Here is a 21465-nt window from a genome sequence, read left to right as displayed (position 1 = left end):
CCGGGGCAGGCGGCGGGACCGGCGCGGCCGGGGCAGGTTGCGGGGCGGGAGATGGCGGGACAGCGGCCTGGGCGGGCGAAGGCGGCGGCGTGTCGGTGACGGGCGCGGGTCGGGCGGGAGCGGCCTGGATGGGGGCGGCCTGGACGGGGGTGGCCTGCGCGCGCACGGCCTGGGCCGGTGGGGCTGGGGTCGGCGCCGGCGCCAGCGCCGCCTGCGCGGCCGGGGCCCCTGCCCCCTCCGCGCCATCCGTGGCGTCGATCGCTACCTTCGGCCCGTTGCGGAAATGCCGCGCCCGGGCGCCCGGGGCCAGCTGGAATTCCACCCCGCCCGCGATGGCGCGGGCACTGACGAAATTGCGGGGCAGCCGGCGCAGCATGTCCAGCGCCAGCTCCCCTTCCTGCTCGAAGCGCAGCGTGACCGTCTGGCCCTGCTGGTCCAGGCTGTAGCGGGGGGCGCTGGGCCAATCGAACACCACGCGCCCGTAATTGCCGTGATCGCCGGTCCTGATGCGGATGCGCTCCGCCGCCGCCGGCCAGGCGGCCAGCAGGGAGCAGCACAGCAGCACCAGGGCGCGCATCAGTCGAAGCTCGCCAGCAGGCTGTCGATCTCGGCCTGGGAGGACGCGTTGCCCGGCAGCTGCGGCCCATTGGCCAGCTGCTGGCCCTGGGTCCGGGTATCGGGCGCCTGGGGCTCGGCGGGCGCGGAGGACACGGAACCGAACCGGTCCGTCACCCGCATCAGCCGCGCCTCGATCGCCTTCAGCGCCGTCACCACCTTGCCGATGCGCTGGCCGGTGATGTCCTGGAAGGAGCATGCCTCATAGATGCGGGTCACCGCGTCGTTCACCACCGCGGCCGGCCCTTCGGGCAGTTCGGGGGCGGTGTTCTCCAGCTTCTCGCAGCAGTCCAGGATCTCGTTGGTGGCCTCGGCGGTGTGGGCCAGCACGGCGTCCAGCTCATCGGTGGCCACGGGGATGTGGCTGTCGCTGATGTCGCCGATGCTGAGGGCGGAGATCTCGCGCTTCGCGCGCTGAATCTCCTGCGCCAGCGCCTCCAGCTCACCCAGCAGCATGGTCTCGGTGGGCGTCAGGTCGCCGTTGATGCTGGTCAGCACCTGGCGCACCGCCTGCTCCACCGCATCGGGGGCGTCAGGCATGGACCATCACCTTCTCGATCTTCTCCTTCAGCGTCTCGGCGTTGAAGGGCTTCACGATGTAGTTGGACACGCCCGCCTGCTTGGCCGCGACCACATTCTCGGTCTTGCTCTCGGCGGTGATCATGATGAAGGGCAGGTTCTTCAGCCGCGCATCCGCGCGCACCTCCTTCAACAGGTCCAGGCCCGTCATCGGCACCATGTTCCAGTCGCTGATCACCAGGCCGAAATTGCCCGCGCGCAGCTTGGTCAGCGCCTCCGAGCCGTCGGAGGCCTCATCCACATTGTTGAAGTCCAGCTGCTTCAACAGGTTGCGGATGATGCGCAGCATCGTCTTGTAGTCATCGACGATCAGGATGTTGGTGTTCTTGTCCATCGGCATATCCCTCTTGGCGCGGAATGGGCGAAAGCAATCAGTCGGGGGCGCGGCTTCGCAGCCGTGACAGTTCGGTGGTCACCGCACGCGCTCGGTCCGGGCGCATGGCGGCGAGGACGGGGGCCGCCTTCGCCTCACGCATACGGTCGATCACCTGCAACAGCACCGGCATCTCCAGATCATCCAGAATGGTGGCCGCGTCGCGCGGCCGCATGGATTCATAGACGCGGACAAGTTGACGAATTCCTGCCTCCTCGCGCTCATTTCGGGCGCGCAACTCGCCCTCCAGCCGGGTTTGCAGGGCGCGCATCTCCTCCAGCCGCTCATTCAGCCGCCGTTCGGAGGCCTGGAGCAGCAATTCGCGCTGGGCCAGCTCCTCCGCGCGGTGGTCCAGCTCCGTCCGACGGGCGCGCAGGCTGCCCAGCAGGGCGCGCTCGGCCTCGGCGCGCGGATCGGGTTCCGGCGGCGGGGCGGGTGGGGGCGGCGGGGGGGGCGGCGCGGGGGCCGGCGCCGGAGAGGACGCCATGGCCGCACCCAGATTGAGGACGGGGGGCGGCGCGGGCTCCGGCGCCGGAGAGGGCGCCACGGCCGCCCTGGCCGGCACGGCGGCCACGACCGGCGCCGGCCGCACGGGCTGCAACAGCCGCTCCAGCTTCACCACCGCCAGGAAGCCCATGGAGATCAGCGCCAGCGGCAGCAGCCTCAGACGCGGCAGCCAGCCCTTCATGAGCGTTTCGCCAGGGCCTGCAGCAACTGCCGCTCGGTGGCGCTGCGGGCCTCCAGCCCCTTCACCACCGACAGCGGCGGGCGGTCCTGCGCCATGGATTGGGCCAGGGGGCGGGCCGCCTGCACGGCGCTTTCCAGCCGGTCCGCCAGGCTTTCCGCGCGCTCGATCAGATAGCGCAGGTCATCGCGCAGCGGCTCCGCCACCGCGACCTTGTCGCCCAGCTGCCGCCCCGCCTGCTCGGTGCTGGCGCGGATGCCGCGCAGCGCGGCCTCGGCGGCGCGGGTCGCCTCCGTCAGGTCGGCGGCGCTGGTGTTCAGCGCCTCGCGCTCCGACCGCACGCGCGTGAGGGAGCGGTGCAGCCGCCAGCTGACCGGGATGCACAGCCCCAGCATCAGCAGCACCAGCGCGTCGGCCACCCATTCCAGCATGCTCATGCCACGCCCTCCGGCATCTGGGGCTGGGATTCCTCCAGGATGCGCACCGCGGCCTTGCTCTCCACCAGGCCGAGTTCGGCCGTGAACAGCCGCACCTGGCCGCATTGCAGCCGAACCGGCGCCTGCGGCTTGCTGTTCAGCACCAGCATGTCCCCGGGCTTCAGGTTGATGATGTTGGACAGCGGCATCATCTGCTGGTCCAGCACCACCTCCAGCGCCACCTTGGTGTGGCGCAATTCCTCGGCCAGATGGGTTTCCCAGATGCTGTCGCGGCCGAACTTCTCGCCCATGAACTGCTGCAGCAGCAGCTCACGCACCGGCTCCAGCGTCGCATAGGGCAGCAGCAGCTCGATCTTGCCGCCGCGGTCCTCCATGTCCACGCGCAGGCGCGTCAGCACGCAGGCATTGGACAGGCGGCTGATCATGGCGAAGCGCGGGTTCACCTCCAGCCGGTCGAATTCGAAATGCACATCGGCGACGGGGGCGAAAGCCTCCGTCATGTCGTTCAGCACCACCTTCAGCAGGCGTTCCACCAGCGTGCGCTCGATGGTGGTATAGGGCCGCCCCTCGACGCGCATGGCCGAGGTGCCGCGCCGCCCGCCCAGCAGCACGTCCACCACGGAATAGATCATGGCGCTGTCCACCACGATCAGCCCGTAATTGTCCCATTCGCGGCAGTTGAACACCGCCAGCATCGCCGGCAGCGGCACGCTGTTCAGGTAATCCCCGAAGCGCTGGCTGGCGATGCTGTCGATCGAGACCTCCACGTTGTCGGAGGTGAAGTTGCGCAGCGAGGTGGACATGATGCGCACCAGCCGGTCGAAGATGATCTCCAGCATCGGCAGGCGTTCGTAGGACACCAGGCCCGAGCTGATGATGCGCTCGATGCCCGATTGCTCGCCGCCGCCGCCGTCGCCGCCGTTGAAGCCCATCAGGCTGTCGATCTCGGCCTGGTTCAGCACACGGGCGGCATCGGCCTGGGATTCGGCGACCGCCTCCCCCACCTCATCCTCCAGCGCCGCGCCCCAGGCGGCGGCGAGGTCCTCTTCTTCCTGTTCGCTCGGGGGGGGGCTCATTGCACCAGAATCTCCTGGAACAGCACATCGGTGACGCGGGCGGGGTGGGCGGCGATGGCGGCGCGCGCCATCAGCTCCTCCCGCAGGCGGTGGGTGCCGGCGGAACCGCGCATCTCCTCCGGCCGCATTTCGCGCAGATAGGTGGTGAACAGATCGACCAGCCGCGGCATCGCGGCCTGCACCGCCTGGGCGTCGGGCTCGCCCACCACCTCCAGCTGGCTCTTCAGGCGGATATAGACGGCACGCCGCCCGCCCGCGTTCAGGTTGGCCGTGATGTCGGGCATCTGCACGAAGACCGGGCGCGGCGGGGGCGGCGGCGCGGGTTCGGCCGGGGCGGCGGCATGGGCTTCCTCATGATGGCCCATGCCCAGCAGCTTCGGCAGGATGCCGGAAAACCACAGCCCCGCCCCCACCCCGCCCAGCACCAGCGGCAGCGCGAGCAGAATCAGCTTCTTGCGTCCCCCTTTCTTGGGGGCGCCCTCCTCTGGTGCGGCTTCCGCCTTCGCCATGCGGCAGTGACCTCATGCAAGTCCGTCCGCCTGTGTGGCATGGCCGGGGTTAATCAACCGTTCCGGCCCGGCGGGGGCAATTCCTGCCGGGCAGAAGACGCCGGTGCCGGGCAGCCTGCCCCGAGGGGGCGCCCCCCCTCGGCTCCCCCGCCAAAGGCCGAAAGGCCCTTGGAACCCGTTGATTGGTGCTTCGTCCGGGCAGGCTTGGTGCCATTTTCATTATAAAATTCAATGGAAAACACCCCACCAGGATCAGCACCAAACTGATGGGGTGCAGGGGCCTTTCGGCTTCCGGGGTGCGGGGCTTCGCCCCGCGGTGAGGGCCGGGGGAGCGCGAGGGGGCGGCGCCCCCTCGCTGGCACGCCCTTTGCCAACTCCATCCCGAGCCTTCGCAGGAGCCTGCTTGCCATGGACAGCCCCGGTTACATCGCCCTTTCCCGCATGGCCTCCCAGATGCGGGCGCAGGACATCACCGCGCACAACCTGGCCAATGCTGACACCCCGGGTTACCGCCAGTCCCGCCCCATCTTCGCCGAGCAGCCGGCCATGCAGGCGTTGATCCAGAACCCGCGCGGCGGCCGCCAGGTCTCCTATTCCTGGGACCGCGCGACCTGGCGCGACGACAGCCAGGGCCCGATCCAGACCACCGGCAACCCGCTGGATGTCGCCATCACCGGCGAGGGGTATTTCGCCGTCGAGACCCAGCGCGGCATCCGCTACACCCGCGCCGGGCGCTTCACCGTGGGCGTGAACGGCCAACTGGTGGACCAGCAGGGCAATGCGGTGCTGAACACCCAGGGCCGGCCCATCGCCATCGCCGCCAATGACAGCCGCATCGAGATTCTGGGCAACGGCACCATCCGCTCCGAGAACGGGGTGATCGGGCAGATCCAGGTCTCGCGCTTCGCCAGCCCGCAGATGCTGCGCGCCGAGGGCGACCGCCTGCTGGACCCCGCCGGCCAGCAGGCCGAGCCGATCGAGCGCCCGCGCCTGACCCAGGGTGCCGTGGAGGGCAGCAACGTGCAGCCCGTGGTCGAGATGACCCGCATGATCGCCGAGACCCGCGAATTCCAGCTCGTCACCAATTTCGTGGATCGGGAGAACGAGCGTCTGACCAACGCCATCGACCGCATCCTGCGCGTCCGCTGAAACGGAGGATAACCCATGCGCTCCCTCGCGATCGCCGCCACGGGCATGATGGCCCAGCAGACCAATGTCGAGGTCACCTCGAACAACCTGGCCAACATGACCACCACGGGCTTCAAGCGCCGCCGCGCGGAGTTCCAGGACCTGATCTACCAGAACCTGCGGCGGGTGGGCTCCACCAGCTCCGACACCGGCACCATCCTGCCCTCCGGCGCGCAGATCGGCCTGGGCGTGCGCACGGCCGCGATCTACCGCATCTCGGAACAGGGCAACCTGCAGCAGACGGAAAACCGCTTCGACCTGGCCATCCGCGGCAACGGGTATTTCCAGGTGCAGCTGCCCAGCGGCGATGTGGCCTATACCCGCGACGGCACCTTCGCCCTCAGCCAGGAAGGCACGATCGTGACCGCGGAGGGCTTCGTGGTGCAGCCCGGCATCACCGTGCCCGCCAATGCGCGTGACGTGACGATCAATGCCTCGGGCCAGGTGCTGGTCACGCTGGACGGGCAGGTGGCGCAGCAGAATGTGGGCCAGATCCAGCTCGCGATCTTCCCGAACGAAGGCGGGCTCGAAGCCTCCGGCGAGAACATGTACCTGGCCACCTCCGCCTCCGGCCAGCCGCAGGCGGCGGCCCCCGGGCAGCCCGGCTACGGGCAGCTTCTGCAGGGCTTCATCGAGACGTCGAACGTGAACACGGTGCAGGAGATCACGAACCTCATCACCGCCCAGCGCGCCTATGAGATGAACAGCCGCGTCATCGTCGCCTCCGACGAGATGCTCTCGGCCGTGGCGAAGCTGCGGTGATGCGCGCGCTGGTGTTGCTGGCCCTGCTGCCGGTGGCGGCCTGGGCGCAGGAGATGGCGTTCATCCGCCCCGTCTCCACCGTCGAGGACCCGGTGGTGCGCGTGCGCGACCTGTTCGAGAACGCGGGCGCGCGGGCGGACGCCACGCTGGGCCCCGCCCCCGCCCCCGGCCGCCGCATCGTGCTGGAGGCCGAGCAGCTTGCCGCCATCGCGCGGATGCACCGCGTGCCCTGGCGCCCGATGTCCGTCGCCGACCGCGTGATCCTGGAACGCCCCGGCCGCCCCGTGCCACGCGCCGAGGTGGAGATGGCCCTGCGCGAGGAATTGCTGCGCATGGGGCTGGATGCGGAATCCGAGCTGGAACTGCCCGGCTGGGTCTCGCCCATGGTGCCGCTGGCCTCCATCCACCAGCTGACCATCGAGGGCGCGCTGCTGGAATCGCCCGGCAACCGCTTCGCCGCCACGCTGGTCATCACGGCCGAGGGCATGGCCACCCAGCGCCTGCGCATCGCGGGCCGGGCCATGGCCACCACCCCCGTGGTCATCGCCACCCGGCGCATGGGCATGGGCGAACGCCTGACGCCCGCCGATGTACGGGAGGTGCGCATGCGCGTGGAACGCATCCGCAGCGGCATGGCCAGCCGCGCCGACCAGGTGATCGGCCAGGAACTGCACCGCCCGATCGCGGCCGAGGGGCCCATCCCGCTGGCCGATCTGGGCCCGCCCAGCCTGATCCAGCGCAACCAGCCCATCACCCTGCTGCTGGACGCGCCGGGCATCACCCTGACCGCCGCCGGCCGCGCGCTGGAGGCAGCACCGCGCGGCGCCATGGTGCCGGTCATCAACCTCGCCAGCCGCGCGGTGCTGGAAGGCGAGGTGATCGGCCCCGGCCGCGTGCGCGTGGCCATGGGCAGCGTGCCCACCCGTAACCTGCGAGACCGTGAGCAGCCCTGATGCGCATCCTTCCCCTCCTTCTCCTTGCCCTGTCGCTGTCCGCCTGCGGCACCGCCGACCGGCTGTCGCGCATCGGACGGCCGCCGCCGGTCTCGCCCGTCACCAACCCCGCCAATGAACCGGGCGTGCGCAACATCGCCATGCCCGTGCCGGCCCCGCAGGAGCCCATGGCCAGCTCCAACTCCCTGTGGCGGGCCGGCAGCCGCACCTTCCTGCGCGACCAGCGCGCGGCGCAGGTGGGGGACCTGATCACCGTGCTCGTCTCCATCGCCGACGAGGCCCAGTTGCAGAACCGCACCCAAGCCACCCGCACCGGCACCCAGGCTATGGGCATGAGCAACCTGTTCGGCCTCGAAACCTCCGTCCCGCGCGTGCTGCCCAGCCAGACCAGCCCCGGCTCCCTGGTCAACACCAACAGCAGCGGCGTGACCGACGGCAATGGCCAGATCCGCCGCAGCGATGCCGTGACCCTGCGCCTGGCCGCCACCGTCACCCAGCTGCTGCCCAACGGAAACCTGGTCGTCGCCGGCCGGCAGGAAGTGCGCGTGAACCACGAGCTGCGCGAGTTGATGGTGCAAGGCGTGCTGCGCCCGCAGGACATCGCCAGCGACAACACCGTGCGCCACGACCGCCTGGCCGAGGCCCGCATCATCTACGGCGGCCGCGGCGCGCTGTCCGACGTGCAGCAGCCCCGGGTCGGCACCCAGGTGCTGGACGCGCTGCTGCCGTTCTGACCCCCCTCGACGCCGGGCGAGCCTGCGCTACCCTCGCCCGGCAACAGAGGAAACACCCATGCCCAAGATCGGCATCATCGTCGAATTCCACATGGAACCGGCGAACCACGCGGCCTTCCACGCCATCATCAGCGAGCACGCCCGCCTGACCAAACAGGAAGAACCCGGCTGCGTCAGCTTCGACGTGCTGCAACCCCAGACCAAGGACGGCCCGGACCTGTCCCGCGTGATGCTGGTGGAAATCTACGCCGACCCCGCCGCCTTCGACGCCCACGGCAAAAACCCCCGCCTGGCCAAGGTGCGCGACAGCTACAGCAGCCTCATCACCAAACGCACCCTCACCGTCTGCCATATGTGAAACCGGCGGCCTGGGGGCGTCCGGTTTCCGGAAGGCCGTATGCGGGGAGGGCTCTGCCCTCCCCACACCCCACCCGCCAGGAGCCGAAAGGCCCCTGGACCCCATCAGTTAGGTTTGGAAGTTGGGAGAGGGGGCGCGACTGGCTTTGCAGCCCGAAGCGCGCTTGGTGCCCCCTCTCCCAACTTCCAAATCATTGGGTTCCAAGGGCCTTTCGGCCTTTGGTGGGGGGAGCGCGAGGGGGGCAAAGCCCCTCTCGCGTAACGCCCCCCCCGGAAACCGGGCGCCCCTAAGCCGCCCGTTCCACCTTGGCGGGCCCCAGTGTGGCGCGGCTGGCGTCGTTGTTGGCGTTGATGAGGCGCATGAGCAGGGACATGAAGGTTTCGCGGTCTGGCTCGTCGAGGGGGCTGAGCAGGCGTTCCTGTGCGTTGCGCATGGCGGAGAGCATGGAGCGGGTCAGGGTTTCGCCTTCGGGGGTGAGCCAGGCGAGGTAGGTGCGGCGGTCGATTTCGCCGCGCTGCCGGCGGACCAGTCCGCGGCGGGCGAGGCGGGAGAGCACGTCGGCCACATTGGTGCGGTCGATGCCGACTTCCTGGGCGATGGAGTGCTGGTCGGCGCCGGGGTTGATCGAGATGGCGGTGAGCACGGCGTATTGCACGGGGGTGATGTCGAAGGCGGCGCATTCCTCGTGGAACAGGGCGCTGTGGATCTGGTGCAGGCGGCGGACGAGGAAGCCCGGACGGCGCCACAGCGGCGCGCGGGTCATGAGTTCGCGCAGTTCCGGGTCGGTCACGGCGTCGGCCACGGCCTGGGTGGCGGCTTCCGTACGCTTGGCGCGGCGTGGGGGCTTCGGGGTGGTCGGGGGTTGCCGCATCTTTCAGCACTCTTCGCTCTTGCGGCGAACATAACCCGCGCGGGGGGTGTCTCCAACCACTCGCTTTTCATTGACCTGGGTCAACGCATTCATCAGCATGCCCCCTATTGGCAGGGCTTAACGGGGCATGCTCATGGCCAGGATACAGGCAGGTCGCGGGCCATGGGCCCGCCAAGAACGCCCCGGCAGCGGAAGGGGCGGTCATGGACGGTGATGGGGGCGGGGCCAGGGGCGGGGGCGGGATCGGCGCCCGGGTCCGGCGGAAGGAGGATGCGCGGCATCTGGCCGGCCGGGGGCAGTTCACGTCCGATATCCGCATCGCGGGGATGCGGGATGTGGCCTTCCTGCGCAGCCCGGTGGCGCATGCGCGTGTGGTATCGCGCCGGGCGCCGGCGGGTGCGGACCTGCTGTTCCTGGATGACCTGACGGGGGTGGGGGAGATCGTCACGCGGTCCTCCATCCCGGGCTACAAGCTGTCCTCCTGGCCGGTCATGGCGCGGGATCGCGTGCGCTATGTAGGTGAGATCGTGGCGATGGCCGTGGCGGCCGACCGTGCCGCGGCCGAGGACCTGGCCGAACGGGCGGAGGTGGAGTTCGAGCCCCTGCCCCCCATCGCCAGCTGCGCTGCGGGGCGTGCCGAGGGGGCCGCGCTGCTGCACCCCGAATGGGGCGACAACCTGTTCCTACACAGCCGCTTCGACAGCGGCATCGAGGCGGTGGCGGCCACGGCCCCGGTGAAGGTGGAGCTGGACATCACCTGCGCGCGCCAGGTGATGCACCCGATGGAGGGCAAGGGCGTCGTCGCCTGGTGGGACCACCGGGCGGGCATGCTGGTGGTCCAGACCTCGACGCAGGTGCCGCATCTGATCCGCAGCGGGCTGGCGGAGGTGCTGGGCATTCCCCAGGCCATGGTGCGGGTGGCGGCGCCGGATGTGGGTGGCGGCTTCGGCTACAAATGCCTGCTGCAACCGGAGGAGATCTGCGTCGCCTGGCTGGCGCTGACGCGCAAGGCGGCCTTCCGCTGGATCGAGGACCGGCGCGAGCATCTGGTCGCCGGCGCCAATGCGCGGCAGCACCACTACACGCTCACGGCCTATGCCAATGAGCAGGGGCGGCTGCTGGGCCTCGATGCGCAGGTGGAGGTCGATACCGGCGCCTATTCGGTGTGGCCCTTCACCGCGGTGCTGGAGGCGGCGCAGGCCGGCGGCAACCTGCCCGGCCCCTATGATTTCCGCGCCTACCGGGCCGAGGTGTTCTCGGTCGCCACCAACAAGCCGCCGTTTGCGCCCTATCGCGGCGTGGCGCGGCCGGGCGTGTGCTTCGCCATCGAGCTGACGATCGACGCCATCGCCCGCGCCGTGGGGCGGGAGGCCTGCGACGTGCGCGCGGAGAATCTCGTGCCCGGTTCGGCCATGCCCTACGTCAACGTCACCAACAAGCATTACGACAGCGGCGATTATCCGGCCTCGCTGGCGACGGTGCGGGAGCAGATCGGGCTGGACGCCTTCCGCGCCGGGCCGGCGCGGGATGAGAAGGGCCGCTACCTCGGCATCGGCTTCGCCACCTATACCGAGCAATCGGCCCACAACACCAAGGTCTTCGCCGCCTGGGGGCTGCCGCTGGTGCCCGGCTATGACCAGGCGCAGGTGAAGCTGACGCCCGATGGCGCGCTGGAGGTGCGGGCGGGCATCCACACCATCGGCCAGGGGCTGGAAACGACGCTCGCGCAGATCGCCCATTCCATGACCGGCGTGCCCTTCGAGAACATCCGCGTCACGCTCGGCGATACCGCCACCACCCCCTACTCCACCGGCGCCTATGCCAGCCGGGGCATCGTGATGTCGGGCGGCGCCGTCTCCCGCGCGGGAGAGGTGCTGGCGGGCCGGATCAAGGCCATCGCGGCGCATCTGTTGCAGACCGAGGCCGAGCAGATCGAATTCCGCGACGGCCGCATCCATGCCGGCGCCGCCAGCCTCGATTACGCCGATGTCGGCCGCGCCTGGTATCTGCGCCCGGAGCAACTGCCCGAGGACGTGAACACCGCCGGCCTCGAAGTGACCGAGGGCTACAAGCCCGCCACCGACAATGGCGTGTTCAGCTATGCCAGCCACGCCGCCAAGATCGCGGTGGACCCCGAGACCGGCATCGTGGAAATCCTGGACTACGTGATCGCCGAGGATTGCGGCCGCATGGTCAACCCGATGATCGTGGAGGGCCAGACCTATGGCGGCGCGGCGCAGGGTGTCGGCACCGCGCTGTTCGAGGAAAGCCCCTATGACGAGCAGGGCCAGCCGCTGGCCTCGACCCTGATCGACTACATCCTGCCCGGCCCCACCGAAATCCCGGCCTTCCGCATCAGCCATTCGGAAACGCTGTCGCCCCACACCGCGCACGGCATCAAGGGCGTGGGCGAAGGGGGCGCCATCGCGCCGCCGGCGGCCATCGTGAACGCGATCAACGATGCGCTGTCGGGCCTGGGCGTGCGCATCACGCAGATCCCGGCGACGCCCGAACGCATCCGCGCCGCCATCGCGGAGGCCCAGGCATGAAGCCCGCCGCCTTCGACTACGCGCGCGCCGCGACCATTCCCGAAGCCTTGGCGGCGCTGCGGGATGGCGCGCGGCCGCTGGCGGGGGGCCAGTCGCTGGGCCCCATGCTGAACCTGCGCCTGGCGCGCCCCGGCAAGCTGGTGGACATCAAGCGCGCCGAGGGCATGCGCGCCGTGGCGCTGTCCGCCACCTCCGCCCGGCTGGGCGCCGCGCTGACCCATGCCGAGATCGAGGATGGCCGCATCGAGGACGTGACGCGCGGCCTGCTGCCGCATGTGGCGCGCGGCATCGCCTATCGCGCCGTGCGCAACCGGGGAACGCTGGGCGGCAGCCTGTGCCACGCCGACCCCGCCGCCGATTGGGTGACCACCATGGCGGGGCTGGGCGCGACCATGATCGCGCGGGGGCCGGCCGGCGAACGCGCCATCGCGGCGGAAGCCTTCATGCTCGGCGCCTTCACCCATGCGCTGGCCGAGGACGAGATGCTGGCGGCGGTCGAGATCCCGCGCCTGAGCCCGGCCGCGCGCTGGGGCTATGCCAAGATCAACCGCAAGACCGGCGAATTCGCCATGGCGATCGGCATGGCGGTGCTGGACGGCCCGCTGGCGCGCGTCGTGGCGGGTGCCGTCGAAGGCCCCCCTGCCCTGCTGCCCCGCGCCGCCGCCGCGCTGCTGGCGGGCGAAACGCCCGATCTGGACGCGGAGCTGGCCGAGCGCCTGCCGCACCTCCCGCCCCCTGAACGCAAGCTGCGCGCCGTGGCCCTGCGCCGGGCGCTGGCCATGCTGAGTGAGGCCCGCTGATGCTACCCGTGACCCTCACCGTGAATGGCGAGCGCCAGCAACTGCTGGCCGAACCGCGCACCCATCTGGCCGACCTGCTGCGCGAGAAGCTGAACCTGACCGGCACCCATCTGGGCTGCGAGCAGGGCGTGTGCGGCGCCTGCACCGTGCTGATCGACGGCGTGCCGCAGCGTTCCTGCATCAGCTACGCTGTCGATTGCGACGGCGCCGAGATCACCACCATCGAGGGCTTCGACACCGACCCGACCATGGCGAAGCTGCGCGAGGAATTCTCGGCCCATCACGCCCTGCAATGCGGCTTCTGCACGCCGGGCATGCTGGTCACCGCGCGCGACATCGTGCTGCGGCTGGGCGAGGTGCCGGAGGCCCGCGTGCGGGAGGAGCTGTCGGGCAATATCTGCCGCTGCACCGGCTATGTCGGCATCGTCGGCGCGGTCTGCGCCACGGCCAGGGGCTGCGCGCCGCGGGACAGTGCCGCCCCCATCGCGGCAACCGCGCTGGCCGCCGCCGCCGTCGCGGCGCCCGTCGAAACCGCGGCACCGCGCGCCGCCCAGCCGCTGACGGGCGGAACCAGCCTGACCGAGACCATCGCCATCGCCGCCCCGCCCGACCAGGTGTGGGACGCCATGGGCGACCTGCCCGCACTGGCCGCCTGCCTGCCCGGCGCCGAGATCACCGAGGTGGATGGCGAGGCGATCAAGGGCCGCATGCGGGTCGCACTCGGCCCCATCAAGGTGGCCTTCGCGGGCACCGGCACCGTGTCACTCGATGCCGCCACCCGCAGCGGCGTGCTGCGCGGCGCGGGGCGCGATGGCGGCACCGGCTCCTCGGCCGAGGGCGAATTGCGTTTCGCGCTGACCCCATCGGCCACCGGAACAGACGTCGCCATCACCCTGCAATGGCGCCTGACCGGCGCGCTGGCGCAATTCGGGCGCTCGGGGCTGGTGGCGGACCTCGTGCGGCGGCTGGCCGCGCAATTCGCCGCCAACCTCCAGGCCCGGCTGGCCGGCCAGGCGCCGCCGGCCGCCCCCGCGGCACTCAACCTGTTCCAACTGCTCTGGGCCGCGCTGAAGGCGCGGTTCGGGCGATAGCACCACCACCAAGACACAACGGGAGCTTCATGATGGATCGCAGACATGTACTCGCGGGCGCGGCCGCCAGCGCCGTGCTCGCCGCACCTGCCCTCTCTCAAGGCCTGGTGCGCTGGCGCATGGCCACCACCTGGCCGAAATCGCTCGACACCCTGTACGGCAGCGCCGAGGCCCTGTGCCGCCGCGTGACCCAGCTCAGCGAGGGCAAGTTCACCATCCAGTGCTTCGCCGGCGGCGAGATCGCCCCCGCGCTGCAGAGCTTCGACGCGGTGCAGACCGGCTCGGTCGAATGCTCGCACATCCTGGCCTCCAACTTCCTGGGCAAGGACATCAACCTGGCCTTCGACGGCGGCCTGCCTTTCGGCCTGAACATGCGCCAGCAGGCGGCCTGGGTGCATGAGGGCGGCGGCATGGCGCTGCTGCGCGACCTGTACCGCAAGTACAATTGCGTGAACTTCCTGGCCGGCAATGTCGGCGTGCAGATGGGCGGCTTCTTCCGGCGGGAGATCCGCACGGTGGAGGACCTCTCGGGCCTGAAGATGCGCATCGGCGGCTTCGGCGGGCGCATCCTGGCCAAGTTCGGCGCCGTGCCGCAGGTGCTGCCGGCCTCCGACATCTACTCGGCGCTGGAACGCGGCACGATCGACGCCACCGAATGGGTCGGCCCCTATGACGACGAGAAGCTCGGCTTCCACCGCATCGCCCGCTACTACTACTCGCCGGGCTGGTGGGAAGGCAGCGCGGCCATCACCGCCATCGTCAACACCGGCGCCTGGGACAGCCTGTCGGAGGTGAACAAGGCCCTGTTCGAAACCGCGGCGAACGAACAGCACACGCTGATGATGGCTAAGTACGACGCCCGCAACCCCGACGCGCTGCGCCGCATCGTGGGCGCGGGAACCCAGCTGCGCATCTTCCCGCGCCCGCTGATGGAAGCCATGTACCGCGCCAGCTTCGAAACCTTCGAGGAACTCGCGGGCCAGAACGCCGACTTCAAGAAACTCTACGACGCCTGGCTGCCGTTCCTGGACAACAGCAACGCCTGGTTCCGCGTGGCGGAATACACGCTGGACAGCTTCCGCCTGACCTCGCGTATCCCGGGGCGGTGAGGGTGTGCCGGGGCTCTGCCCCGGACCCCGCCAAAGGGCTTTGCCCCTTGGATCCCCACCAAAGGCCGAAAGGCCTTTGGAAACCGGGAGTTGAAAAGCCCGGGAGGGGACATCGTCCACTCCCGGGCTTTTCAATTAACTCATGGGGTCCAGGGGCCTTTCGGCTCCTGGCGGGTGTCCAGAGGGCGGAGCCCTTTGGCCGGGGTCCGGGGGCAGCGCCCCCGGTGCACCCTCACCCCACCGGATCCAGCCCGGTCGCGCGGATGACCGGCGCGGCCTCGGCCGAGCGGAAGAAGCGCAGCAGGTCCATCGCTCCTTCGGGGTTCTGTGCCCGGGTGCAGATGCCCGCCGCGAAGATCGTCGCGCGCTGCACCGGTTCGGGCAGCGGCCCCACCATGGTGATGCCGGGGATGGGCACCAACTCGCTCACCTGTTGCAGGCCGAGCGCCGCATCCCCGCGCGCGACCACCGTGCCCACGCGCTCGCTGTAGATGCGGCGCGATTTGGGCATCACCTCGGCGGCGATGCCCAGGCGCTGCAGCAGCTCCGTCTCGTAATACACGCCAGAGGCGCTGGCCGAATACGCGATGGAGGGCGCGGCCAGCAGGGCGGCGCGCAGTTCCTCGACGGTGCCGATGGGCGGCACCGGCTGGCCCGCGCGGACCGCCAGCGCGATGCGCGACAGCACCAGGTCCTGCCGGCTGCCGGGGCGGACATGGCCGGCCTCGACCAGCCGTTCCAGCCCCTCCACGGCCAGGATCACGACATCGGCGGGCTCCCCGCGCGCCAGGCGCTGGGGGATGGCATCGGGGGCGGCGCCCATGGAGGCCCCGAAGGCGCTTTCCACCTTGTTGCCCGTCTGGCGCTCATACACCGGCACCAGCTGGCGATAGGCGGCTGTGAAGGCGCCAGAGGTCATGCCATGGATGGTCATGCCATGGATGGTCTGGCCCCGGGCCAGGGCCGGCAGGCCGAACAGGCCGGCACCACCGGCCAGCAGGGCGCGGCGCGAGAACTGGATCATCGGACGTTCCTCCCGTGTGTTGCGGGCAGGATAATGGGGCGCGCGCGGCTATGCCACTCCCAGCCGGCCGAGCCCCACAAGGCTCAGATCCGGGCGGGCGGAAGGTGTGGCGCGGCGGGCGCTGACGCGGGCCATGCGGTCCAGCCGGTCGCGGCAGCGGCCCTCCCAGGCGCCGAAGCTGCGGGTGGCCGCGCGGTCGCGCAGCATCTCCACCGCCAGGGCGATGCGGCCGGAGGCGATGGCGGCGTCGATCGCCATGCGGTCGAACAGGTCCCGCTGCGCCAGGCTGCCGCCCAGCCCCGGCAGGTATTCCCGCGCGCCGCGCCACAGATCGACCGCGCCCGCCGGGTCCTTGCCGAAGCCGCGCGTGATGGCCCAGCCGGCGGGCAGGCCGGCGCGGGCCGCGACCTCCGCCTGGCTGTCCAGGCTTTCCATGGCGCGCCGGCGCATGGCCACCAGCTTATCAGCCATCTCCAGCTCCCGCCCCGCGGCGCCGAGCGCCAGCAGGTGGTGCAGGTCGATGAAGACCAGCCCCTCGTCATGCACGCGGCGCGCGGCGACATCGGCCAGCATGGCCCAGCGCGCCTGGCCCACGGGCACGCCCTGCGCCTCCAGCCGCCACAGCAGGGAGGCGGCGTTGGCGAAATCGCGCACATCCTCGGCCGGGCGGTCGTGGATGCGGGCGTCGTACAGGGCCAGCGCCGCGTCGGTGTCGCCCAGATGCAGGTGGAACAGGGCCGAGTGCCACAGCAGATGGCGCCCGAAACTGCCGGTGGCCTCGATCTGCGGCTCCAGCGCGCCGATCCAGTTCAGCCCTTCGCGCGCGCGGCCCTGGCTTTCCATCACATGGGCCACGGCATGCCAGCCCCAGACATCGCGCGGTTCCAGCGCAACGCCCCGGCGGCCTGCCTCCTCGGCGGCGCGGATGTCGTCGTTCTCCTCCAGCGCGAAGGCGTGCATGCCCAGGATATGGCCGGTGCCTGGGATGGCCCCCTGGGTGGTCTCGGTCCAGGCCGGGGCGGCGTCGGCCACGCCCTGCAGCATGCCGGCGGCATCGCCCAGCATGAAGCGGATGGAATGAGACAGCTTGAGGCTGAGCGCATCCAGCGGCTCCACCTCGGTGATCGCGTCCAGCCGGGCGGCGGCTTCCTCCATCCGGCCGTGCTCCTGCCAGGCGCTGAGGGCGCGCACCAGCTGGCGCTCGCGGCCCGTGCCGCCCCGCTGATGCAGGCTGCGGCGGGCGGCGGCCAGGTGCTCCGCGGCCACGGGGCGAAGCTCCGCCCGCGCCTGCACCAGCGCGCCGAAGCCGGCCAGCGCATGGGCCGCCACCAGATCGGCATCGGCCATGAAGCAGCGGGCCAGCAGCGCCGGCAGCTCCGCCCTGTGTCCCAGCAGCGCCTGCACCGCGCCTTCCAGGGGCGCCAGCGCGGCCTCTGTGCTGGTGGTGACGGCGATTCCACGAGGGTCTTGCGGCATGGCTGCGGTTCCGGGTTGCGACAGCGGGGCATTCGCCGCGCGGCCCACCGGGGTTACGCTGCTAACCGAACGAGGCCCGGCGCCGAAGCAGCCCGGGACCAGCCGAAGGAAGCCACCATGACCGACACCCCCCGCATCGCGGATATCCTGGCCCGGATGCTGGGGGCGGCGGGCTGCCGCCACGCCTTCGGCCTGCCGGGGGGCGAGGTGCTGACGGTGATCGACGCGCTGAACGCGGCGGGCGTCGCCTTCACCCTGGCGCGGCACGAAACCCCGGCGGGCTTCATGGCCGAGGGCGCGCACCACATGACCGGCGCGCCCGGCGTGCTGGTCACCACCATCGGGCCCGGCCTGGCCAATGCGGTGGATGCGGTGGCCAATGCCTTCCAGGACCGCGTGCCGCTGGTGGTGATCTCGGGCGGGGTGGATGCGGCGGAGGCCGCGACCTACACCCACCAGGTGATCGACCACGTGGCGCTGCTGCGGCCCATCACCAAGGGCGCGTTCCATGTGGCGGTGCCCGGGGCCGCCCCCGCCCTGTTCGCCAAGGCGCTGACCCTGGCGATGGCCCCGCCCTATGGCCCGGTGCTGATCGACATCCCCGGCAGCGTGGCGGCAGCCCCCGCCCCGGCTTTGCCCTGGCCCCGCCCCGCGCGGCTGGCCCCCGCCGCCCCCGCCCCCGGCCCGGCGCTGGAGGAAGCGCGCGGCTGGCTGGCCGCGGCGAAGCGCCCGCTGCTGCTGGCCGGGGTGGACGCGCTGAACGACGGCGCGGGGGCGGTGCTGGGCGAACTCGCCACCCGCCACAGCATTCCGGTGCTGAGCACCTACAAGGCCAAGGGGCTGCTGGATGAGGGCTCGGCCCTGGCGCTGGGGGGCGCGGGCCTGTCCCCGCTGTCGGACGGCGCGCTGCTGCCGGTGGTGCGGCAGGCCGATTGCGTGATCCTGGCGGGGTACGACCCGGTGGAGATGCGGGTGGGCTGGCGCGACCCCTTCGCGCCCGGCGCGCGGGTGATCTCCATCGGCTCCGCCCCGCCGACGCATGGCATGCATGGCGCGGATCTGGACATGATAGCCGATGTGGGCGCGGGGCTTTCGGCGCTGTTCGCGGGGCATGAAGGCCGGGCGGGCTGGGACCTGCCGGCGCTGGCCGCTCTGCGCGCCGCCATGCGGCGGGCCCATGGCGCGGCGCTGGACTGGGGCCCGGCCGCCATCGCCGATGAGGCCCGGCGCGCCCTGCCCGCCGATATCGTCGCCACCGTCGATTCCGGCGCCCACCGCATCGTGCTGAGCCAGGTGTGGGACTGCCCGGCGCCGCGCACGCTGCTGCAATCCTCGGGCTTCTGCACCATGGGGCCGGCGCTGCCGCTGGCGCTCGGCGCCATGGCGGCGCGGCCGGGGCAGCGGGCGGTGTGCTTCATCGGCGATGGCGGGCTGGAGATGGTGCTGGGCGAGCTGGCCACCGCGCGCGACCTGGGCCTGCCGGTGATCCTGGTGGTGTTCGTGGATGCCAGCTACGCGCTGATCGAGTTGAAGCAGGCCGCCATGCAGCTGCCGCGCGCCGGTGTGCGCTTCCGCGGGACCGACCATGTGCGGCTGGCCGAGGCGATGGGCGGCCAGGGCCTGCTGGCCACCAGCCGGGCGGAGCTGGCGGCGGCGCTGCGCGCCGGGCTGGCAGAGACGGAACGCTTCACCCTGATCGCCTGCCCGATCGACGCGGAGGATTATCGCGGCCGGCTGTAGATTTTTTTCCGCCTGTTCCCATCCCGGCGCCCCATCGCGCGTTTGCCTTCCATCACCTGAAGGAGGACGACGAGATGCGTGGTGTTCTGCTCTGGCTGGTGGGGCTTCCCATTCCCATCATCATCCTGCTCTACCTGTTCAACGTGCTGTGACGGGCGGCGCCGGCACCGGCCTGGCCCGGTGCCGGTAACGCTCGATGGCGGCATTCAGCTCGGCGCCCAGCAGGATCACGTAGACGCTGACATACATCCAGGTCAGCAGCGCCACCACGGCGCCCAGCGCCCCGTACATGGCGCTGTAGCTGGCGAAATGCGTGACGTAGAAGGAAAACCCCACCGAGGCGACGAGCCACAGCAGCGTGGCCGAGACCGCCCCCGCCGAGAACACCCGCCAATAGCGCGGCGGCCTGGCCGGGCCATAGCGATAGAGCAGCGAGATCGCGATCAGCACCGCCGCCAGCAGCAAGGCCAGCGAGGCGGCCCGCAGCAGCATGGATTCGGCCTCCGGCACGCCGATCACGTGCAGCACGGTGGGCAGCGCCACCAGCAGGCCGAGGCCCACCACCACCGCCAGCAGCGCGCCCAGCGTCAGGATGAAGGCGGTGGCGTAGAAGGCGATCACGCCCCGCCCCTCCATTTGCCCATGCGCCATGTTCAGCGCCCCCAGCAGCGCCCGGATGCCGGAGGACGCGCTCCAGAGCGCGATGGCGCCGCCGATCACGGCACTCAGCTTCAGCGTCTCACGCGGGGTGGAGACCAGTTCGCGCACCCGTCCGGCGATGAGCTGGTAGCTGGACTCGGGCAGCAGGCGCTCCAGCACGGCCAGCTGCGGCTCGATCGTGTTCAGGTCGAAGCCGATGCCATAGATGGCGATGGCCAGCGACAGGGCGGGGAACAGCGCCAGCATGGCGTAGAAGGCGCAGCCCGCCGCCACCAGCGAGATCTGGTCGGAGGTCGCCACCGACCAAGCCTGCCACCACACGGCGGCCGGGGCCGCTTCCGGGGGGCCGGAATTCTGCGTCATGCCTCGCTCTCTCCTCAGTCTACAGCAGTGTAACGTTTCCCGGGTGCCGCGCGTTGATCCGATGCATCAGAGGACCACGCCATGGCGCCCTTCGGCCCCGTCTACCCGACGCCCTACCGCGAGAGCTGGGCCATCAGGGCTGTGCTGCTGCTGGCGGCATTGCTGGTGATCTATTGGGGGCGCGGCATCCTGGCGCCGCTGGCCCTGGCGCTGCTGCTGACCATCGCCGCCCTGCCGATGACGGAATGGCTGGAGGCGCGGCGGGTGCCGCGCTGGCTTTCGGTCACGCTCGTGCTGCTGCTGGTGCTGGGGGTGCTGCTGGGGCTGGCGGGGCTGCTGGCCAGCCAGGTGGTGGCGCTGGCCGCCGAATTGCCGCGCTATGAGGCGGTGCTGCGCGCCAAGCTCTCCCTGCTCAGCGAGGAGGCCGGGCCCTTCGAGCGGCTGGTGAACATGCTGGGCCGGCTGGGGGCGGCGATGTCCGCCCCGGTGCCGGCGGGCCAGCCCCTGGTGCGCCTGGCGGACCCGCCCGAGGCCCCCTTCCGTGCCGTGCTGGATGCCGCGCGGGTGGTGGTGGCGCCCTTTGCCACGCTGGGCGTCACGCTGCTGCTGATGGGCTTCCTGCTGGCCCAGCGGGAGGATGCGCGCGACCGCGTGCTGCGCCTGGCGGGGTTGCAGGACATGCACCGCACCACCCAGGCGATGGGCGATGCCACCAGCCGGCTGGGGCGCTATCTGCTGGCGCAGGTCGCGCTGAACGGGGTGTACGGGCTGGTGATCGCGGCCGCGCTGTGGTTGATCGGCCTGCCGAACGCGCCGCTGTGGGGGCTGCTGGCCTTCGGGCTGCGCTTCGTGCCCTTCGTGGGCACGCCGCTGGCGGTGCTGTTCCCGCTGCTGCTGGCCATGGCGATCGACCCGGGCTGGGGCAGCGCGCTGTGGGTGGCGGGCCTGTTCGCCGTGGCATCCATCCTCGCGGCCTATGGGCTGGAGCCGTTGGTCTATCGCGCCAGCATCGGCATCGCGCCCTTCGCGCATGTGATCTCGGTGGTGTTCTGGGCGCTGATGTGGGGGCCGCTGGGGCTGATCCTGGCGCCGGCGCTGACGGCGGGGCTGGTCATCCTGGGCCGGCATGTGCCGGGGCTGGGCTTTCTGGACGTGATGCTGGGCGCGGGGGAGGCCCTGCCGGCCGAGGCCCGCTTCTATCAGCGGCTGCTGGCAGGGGATGCGCGCGGGGCCGGGCAGATCCTGGCGGCGCAAGGGGGCGTGGCGGCGGGGCTGGAGGCGCTGGTGCTGCCCGCCATCGGGCGCATCGGCGCGGAGCGCGGGCAGGAGGGCTATGGCCCCGCCCTGGCCACCACCGCCGCCCGCACCCTGCTGCGCGTGCTGCATGAGGCCGGGGAGGAACCCGCCCTGCCCCCCGCGATCCTGGTGCTGCCCTGCGGCGGGGCGCTGGACCGCGCGGCGGCCGCGGGCGTGGCGCTGGCGCTGGCCGAGGCCGGGCATGCCGTGACCGACA

General features: G+C 71.2%; 21 protein-coding genes and 1 pseudogene. 11 read left to right on the top strand and 11 right to left on the bottom strand.

Annotation, left to right across the window (positions count from 1 at the left end):
• From GT007_RS19910 to GT007_RS19880, 7 genes and pseudogenes are all read right to left on the bottom strand, one after another.
• Positions 1-577 (bottom strand): annotated as a pseudogene (locus tag GT007_RS19910) (hypothetical protein); the annotation flags it as partial.
• Complete coding sequence (locus GT007_RS19905) at positions 577-1155, bottom strand: protein phosphatase CheZ (protein ID WP_160123423.1); 579 nt, start codon at positions 1153-1155, stop codon at positions 577-579. The gene GT007_RS19905 and the pseudogene GT007_RS19910, both read right to left, overlap by 1 nt.
• Positions 1148-1528, bottom strand: a complete 381-nt coding sequence (locus GT007_RS19900; RefSeq protein WP_457852346.1) for a chemotaxis response regulator CheY — start codon at positions 1526-1528, stop codon at positions 1148-1150. The genes GT007_RS19905 and GT007_RS19900 overlap by 8 nt, the downstream gene beginning before the upstream one ends.
• Before the next feature lie 37 nt (positions 1529-1565).
• The gene (locus tag GT007_RS19895) at positions 1566-2255 is read right to left on the bottom strand and encodes a MotE family protein (protein ID WP_160123421.1); all 690 of its coding nucleotides are present in this window, start codon (positions 2253-2255) and stop codon (positions 1566-1568) included.
• Entirely contained in the window at positions 2252-2689 is a 438-nt protein-coding gene (locus GT007_RS19890) for a DUF6468 domain-containing protein (protein ID WP_160123420.1), read from the bottom strand. The genes GT007_RS19895 and GT007_RS19890 overlap by 4 nt, the downstream gene beginning before the upstream one ends.
• On the bottom strand, positions 2686-3765 hold the full coding sequence (gene fliM, locus GT007_RS19885) for a flagellar motor switch protein FliM (RefSeq protein ID WP_160123419.1): 1080 nt from the start codon (positions 3763-3765) through the stop codon (positions 2686-2688). The genes GT007_RS19890 and fliM overlap by 4 nt, the downstream gene beginning before the upstream one ends.
• Positions 3762-4274, bottom strand: a complete 513-nt coding sequence (locus GT007_RS19880) for a flagellar basal body-associated FliL family protein (protein ID WP_160123418.1) — start codon at positions 4272-4274, stop codon at positions 3762-3764. The genes fliM and GT007_RS19880 overlap by 4 nt, the downstream gene beginning before the upstream one ends.
• A gap of 408 nt (positions 4275-4682) precedes the next feature.
• Between GT007_RS19880 and flgF the strand changes: the two genes are divergently transcribed.
• Genes flgF through GT007_RS19855 form a run of 5 tightly spaced genes read left to right on the top strand, consistent with a single transcriptional unit; the run spans position 4683 to position 8269 of the window.
• On the top strand, positions 4683-5423 hold the full coding sequence (flgF, locus tag GT007_RS19875) for a flagellar basal-body rod protein FlgF (protein WP_160123417.1): 741 nt from the start codon (positions 4683-4685) through the stop codon (positions 5421-5423).
• A gap of 15 nt (positions 5424-5438) precedes the next feature.
• Positions 5439-6224 (top strand): flagellar basal-body rod protein FlgG, encoded by a 786-nt coding sequence (gene flgG, locus GT007_RS19870; RefSeq protein WP_160123416.1) that lies wholly within the window; start codon positions 5439-5441, stop codon positions 6222-6224.
• Complete coding sequence (flgA, locus tag GT007_RS19865; protein ID WP_160123415.1) at positions 6224-7177, top strand: flagellar basal body P-ring formation chaperone FlgA; 954 nt, start codon at positions 6224-6226, stop codon at positions 7175-7177. Before flgG ends, flgA begins: the two co-directional genes overlap by 1 nt.
• Entirely contained in the window at positions 7177-7911 is a 735-nt protein-coding gene (gene flgH, locus GT007_RS19860; protein WP_160123414.1) for a flagellar basal body L-ring protein FlgH, read from the top strand. Before flgA ends, flgH begins: the two co-directional genes overlap by 1 nt.
• Positions 7912-7969: 58 nt before the next feature.
• Positions 7970-8269 carry a putative quinol monooxygenase gene (locus tag GT007_RS19855; protein WP_160123413.1) on the top strand — a complete coding sequence of 100 codons (300 nt, stop codon included), beginning with the start codon at positions 7970-7972 and terminating at the stop codon, positions 8267-8269.
• Positions 8270-8555: 286 nt separating this feature from the next.
• Here GT007_RS19855 and GT007_RS19850 read toward each other — a convergent pair whose 3' ends face one another.
• Positions 8556-9140, bottom strand: coding sequence for a MarR family winged helix-turn-helix transcriptional regulator (locus tag GT007_RS19850; protein WP_160123412.1), 585 nt, complete (start codon positions 9138-9140; stop codon positions 8556-8558).
• A gap of 203 nt (positions 9141-9343) precedes the next feature.
• Between GT007_RS19850 and GT007_RS19845 the strand changes: the two genes are divergently transcribed.
• From GT007_RS19845 to GT007_RS19830, 4 genes are read left to right on the top strand one after another with little or no spacing between them, the layout of a single operon-like run.
• A complete protein-coding gene (locus GT007_RS19845; RefSeq protein WP_160123411.1) occupies positions 9344-11689 on the top strand; it encodes a xanthine dehydrogenase family protein molybdopterin-binding subunit in 2346 nt (781 codons plus the stop codon).
• The gene (locus GT007_RS19840) at positions 11686-12489 is read left to right on the top strand and encodes an FAD binding domain-containing protein (RefSeq protein ID WP_160123410.1); all 804 of its coding nucleotides are present in this window, start codon (positions 11686-11688) and stop codon (positions 12487-12489) included. Before GT007_RS19845 ends, GT007_RS19840 begins: the two co-directional genes overlap by 4 nt.
• Positions 12490-12497: 8 nt before the next feature.
• Positions 12498-13580, top strand: coding sequence for a xanthine dehydrogenase family Fe-S subunit (locus GT007_RS22905; protein WP_328798961.1), 1083 nt, complete (start codon positions 12498-12500; stop codon positions 13578-13580).
• A gap of 32 nt (positions 13581-13612) precedes the next feature.
• On the top strand, positions 13613-14689 hold the full coding sequence (locus GT007_RS19830) for a TRAP transporter substrate-binding protein (protein ID WP_160123408.1): 1077 nt from the start codon (positions 13613-13615) through the stop codon (positions 14687-14689).
• Positions 14690-14921: 232 nt separating this feature from the next.
• Here GT007_RS19830 and GT007_RS19825 read toward each other — a convergent pair whose 3' ends face one another.
• Both GT007_RS19825 and GT007_RS19820 read right to left on the bottom strand, forming a co-directional pair.
• Positions 14922-15713: a substrate-binding domain-containing protein gene (locus tag GT007_RS19825; protein WP_160123407.1), complete on the bottom strand. Its 792-nt coding sequence runs from the start codon at positions 15711-15713 to the stop codon at positions 14922-14924.
• 48 nt (positions 15714-15761) lie between these two features.
• Complete coding sequence (locus GT007_RS19820) at positions 15762-17189, bottom strand: tetratricopeptide repeat protein (RefSeq protein ID WP_160123406.1); 1428 nt, start codon at positions 17187-17189, stop codon at positions 15762-15764.
• Between the two features lie 117 nt (positions 17190-17306).
• Here GT007_RS19820 and GT007_RS19815 point away from each other — a divergent pair, with 117 nt between their 5' ends.
• Positions 17307-18929 carry a thiamine pyrophosphate-binding protein gene (locus GT007_RS19815; RefSeq protein WP_160123405.1) on the top strand — a complete coding sequence of 541 codons (1623 nt, stop codon included), beginning with the start codon at positions 17307-17309 and terminating at the stop codon, positions 18927-18929.
• 138 nt (positions 18930-19067) lie between these two features.
• On the opposite strand, the gene GT007_RS19810 is transcribed toward GT007_RS19815, so the two are convergent.
• On the bottom strand, positions 19068-19952 hold the full coding sequence (locus GT007_RS19810) for a YihY/virulence factor BrkB family protein (RefSeq protein ID WP_160123404.1): 885 nt from the start codon (positions 19950-19952) through the stop codon (positions 19068-19070).
• An 81-nt stretch (positions 19953-20033) separates the two neighbouring features.
• Here GT007_RS19810 and GT007_RS19805 point away from each other — a divergent pair.
• Positions 20034-21465, top strand: a 1432-nt coding sequence (locus tag GT007_RS19805; protein ID WP_160123403.1) for an AI-2E family transporter, incomplete at its 3' end; no start/stop codon positions are given.

The sequence above is a fragment of the Rhodovarius lipocyclicus genome (assembly GCF_009900765.1).
Lineage (GTDB): Bacteria > Pseudomonadota > Alphaproteobacteria > Acetobacterales > Acetobacteraceae > Rhodovarius > Rhodovarius lipocyclicus.
The sequence above is the reverse complement of the archived record's forward strand: the minus strand, read 5'-3'. Positions and strand labels throughout refer to the sequence as shown.

Coding starts and splice junctions, on each gene's coding strand:
- GT007_RS19820 (WP_160123406.1), bottom strand. CDS start 17,189: ATGCCGCAAGACCCTCGTGGAATCGCCGTCACCACCAGCACAGAGGCC.
- GT007_RS19855 (WP_160123413.1), top strand. CDS start 7,970: ATGCCCAAGATCGGCATCATCGTCGAATTCCACATGGAACCGGCGAAC.
- GT007_RS19900 (WP_457852346.1), bottom strand. CDS start 1,528: ATGGACAAGAACACCAACATCCTGATCGTCGATGACTACAAGACGATG.
- GT007_RS19850 (WP_160123412.1), bottom strand. CDS start 9,140: ATGCGGCAACCCCCGACCACCCCGAAGCCCCCACGCCGCGCCAAGCGT.
- GT007_RS19830 (WP_160123408.1), top strand. CDS start 13,613: ATGGATCGCAGACATGTACTCGCGGGCGCGGCCGCCAGCGCCGTGCTC.
- GT007_RS19810 (WP_160123404.1), bottom strand. CDS start 19,952: ATGACGCAGAATTCCGGCCCCCCGGAAGCGGCCCCGGCCGCCGTGTGG.
- fliM (WP_160123419.1), bottom strand. CDS start 3,765: ATGAGCCCCCCCCCGAGCGAACAGGAAGAAGAGGACCTCGCCGCCGCC.
- flgA (WP_160123415.1), top strand. CDS start 6,224: ATGCGCGCGCTGGTGTTGCTGGCCCTGCTGCCGGTGGCGGCCTGGGCG.
- GT007_RS19825 (WP_160123407.1), bottom strand. CDS start 15,713: ATGATCCAGTTCTCGCGCCGCGCCCTGCTGGCCGGTGGTGCCGGCCTG.
- GT007_RS19905 (WP_160123423.1), bottom strand. CDS start 1,155: ATGCCTGACGCCCCCGATGCGGTGGAGCAGGCGGTGCGCCAGGTGCTG.
- GT007_RS19845 (WP_160123411.1), top strand. CDS start 9,344: ATGGACGGTGATGGGGGCGGGGCCAGGGGCGGGGGCGGGATCGGCGCC.
- GT007_RS19895 (WP_160123421.1), bottom strand. CDS start 2,255: ATGAAGGGCTGGCTGCCGCGTCTGAGGCTGCTGCCGCTGGCGCTGATC.
- flgG (WP_160123416.1), top strand. CDS start 5,439: ATGCGCTCCCTCGCGATCGCCGCCACGGGCATGATGGCCCAGCAGACC.
- GT007_RS19890 (WP_160123420.1), bottom strand. CDS start 2,689: ATGAGCATGCTGGAATGGGTGGCCGACGCGCTGGTGCTGCTGATGCTG.
- GT007_RS19815 (WP_160123405.1), top strand. CDS start 17,307: ATGACCGACACCCCCCGCATCGCGGATATCCTGGCCCGGATGCTGGGG.
- GT007_RS19840 (WP_160123410.1), top strand. CDS start 11,686: ATGAAGCCCGCCGCCTTCGACTACGCGCGCGCCGCGACCATTCCCGAA.
- flgF (WP_160123417.1), top strand. CDS start 4,683: ATGGACAGCCCCGGTTACATCGCCCTTTCCCGCATGGCCTCCCAGATG.
- GT007_RS19880 (WP_160123418.1), bottom strand. CDS start 4,274: ATGGCGAAGGCGGAAGCCGCACCAGAGGAGGGCGCCCCCAAGAAAGGG.
- flgH (WP_160123414.1), top strand. CDS start 7,177: ATGCGCATCCTTCCCCTCCTTCTCCTTGCCCTGTCGCTGTCCGCCTGC.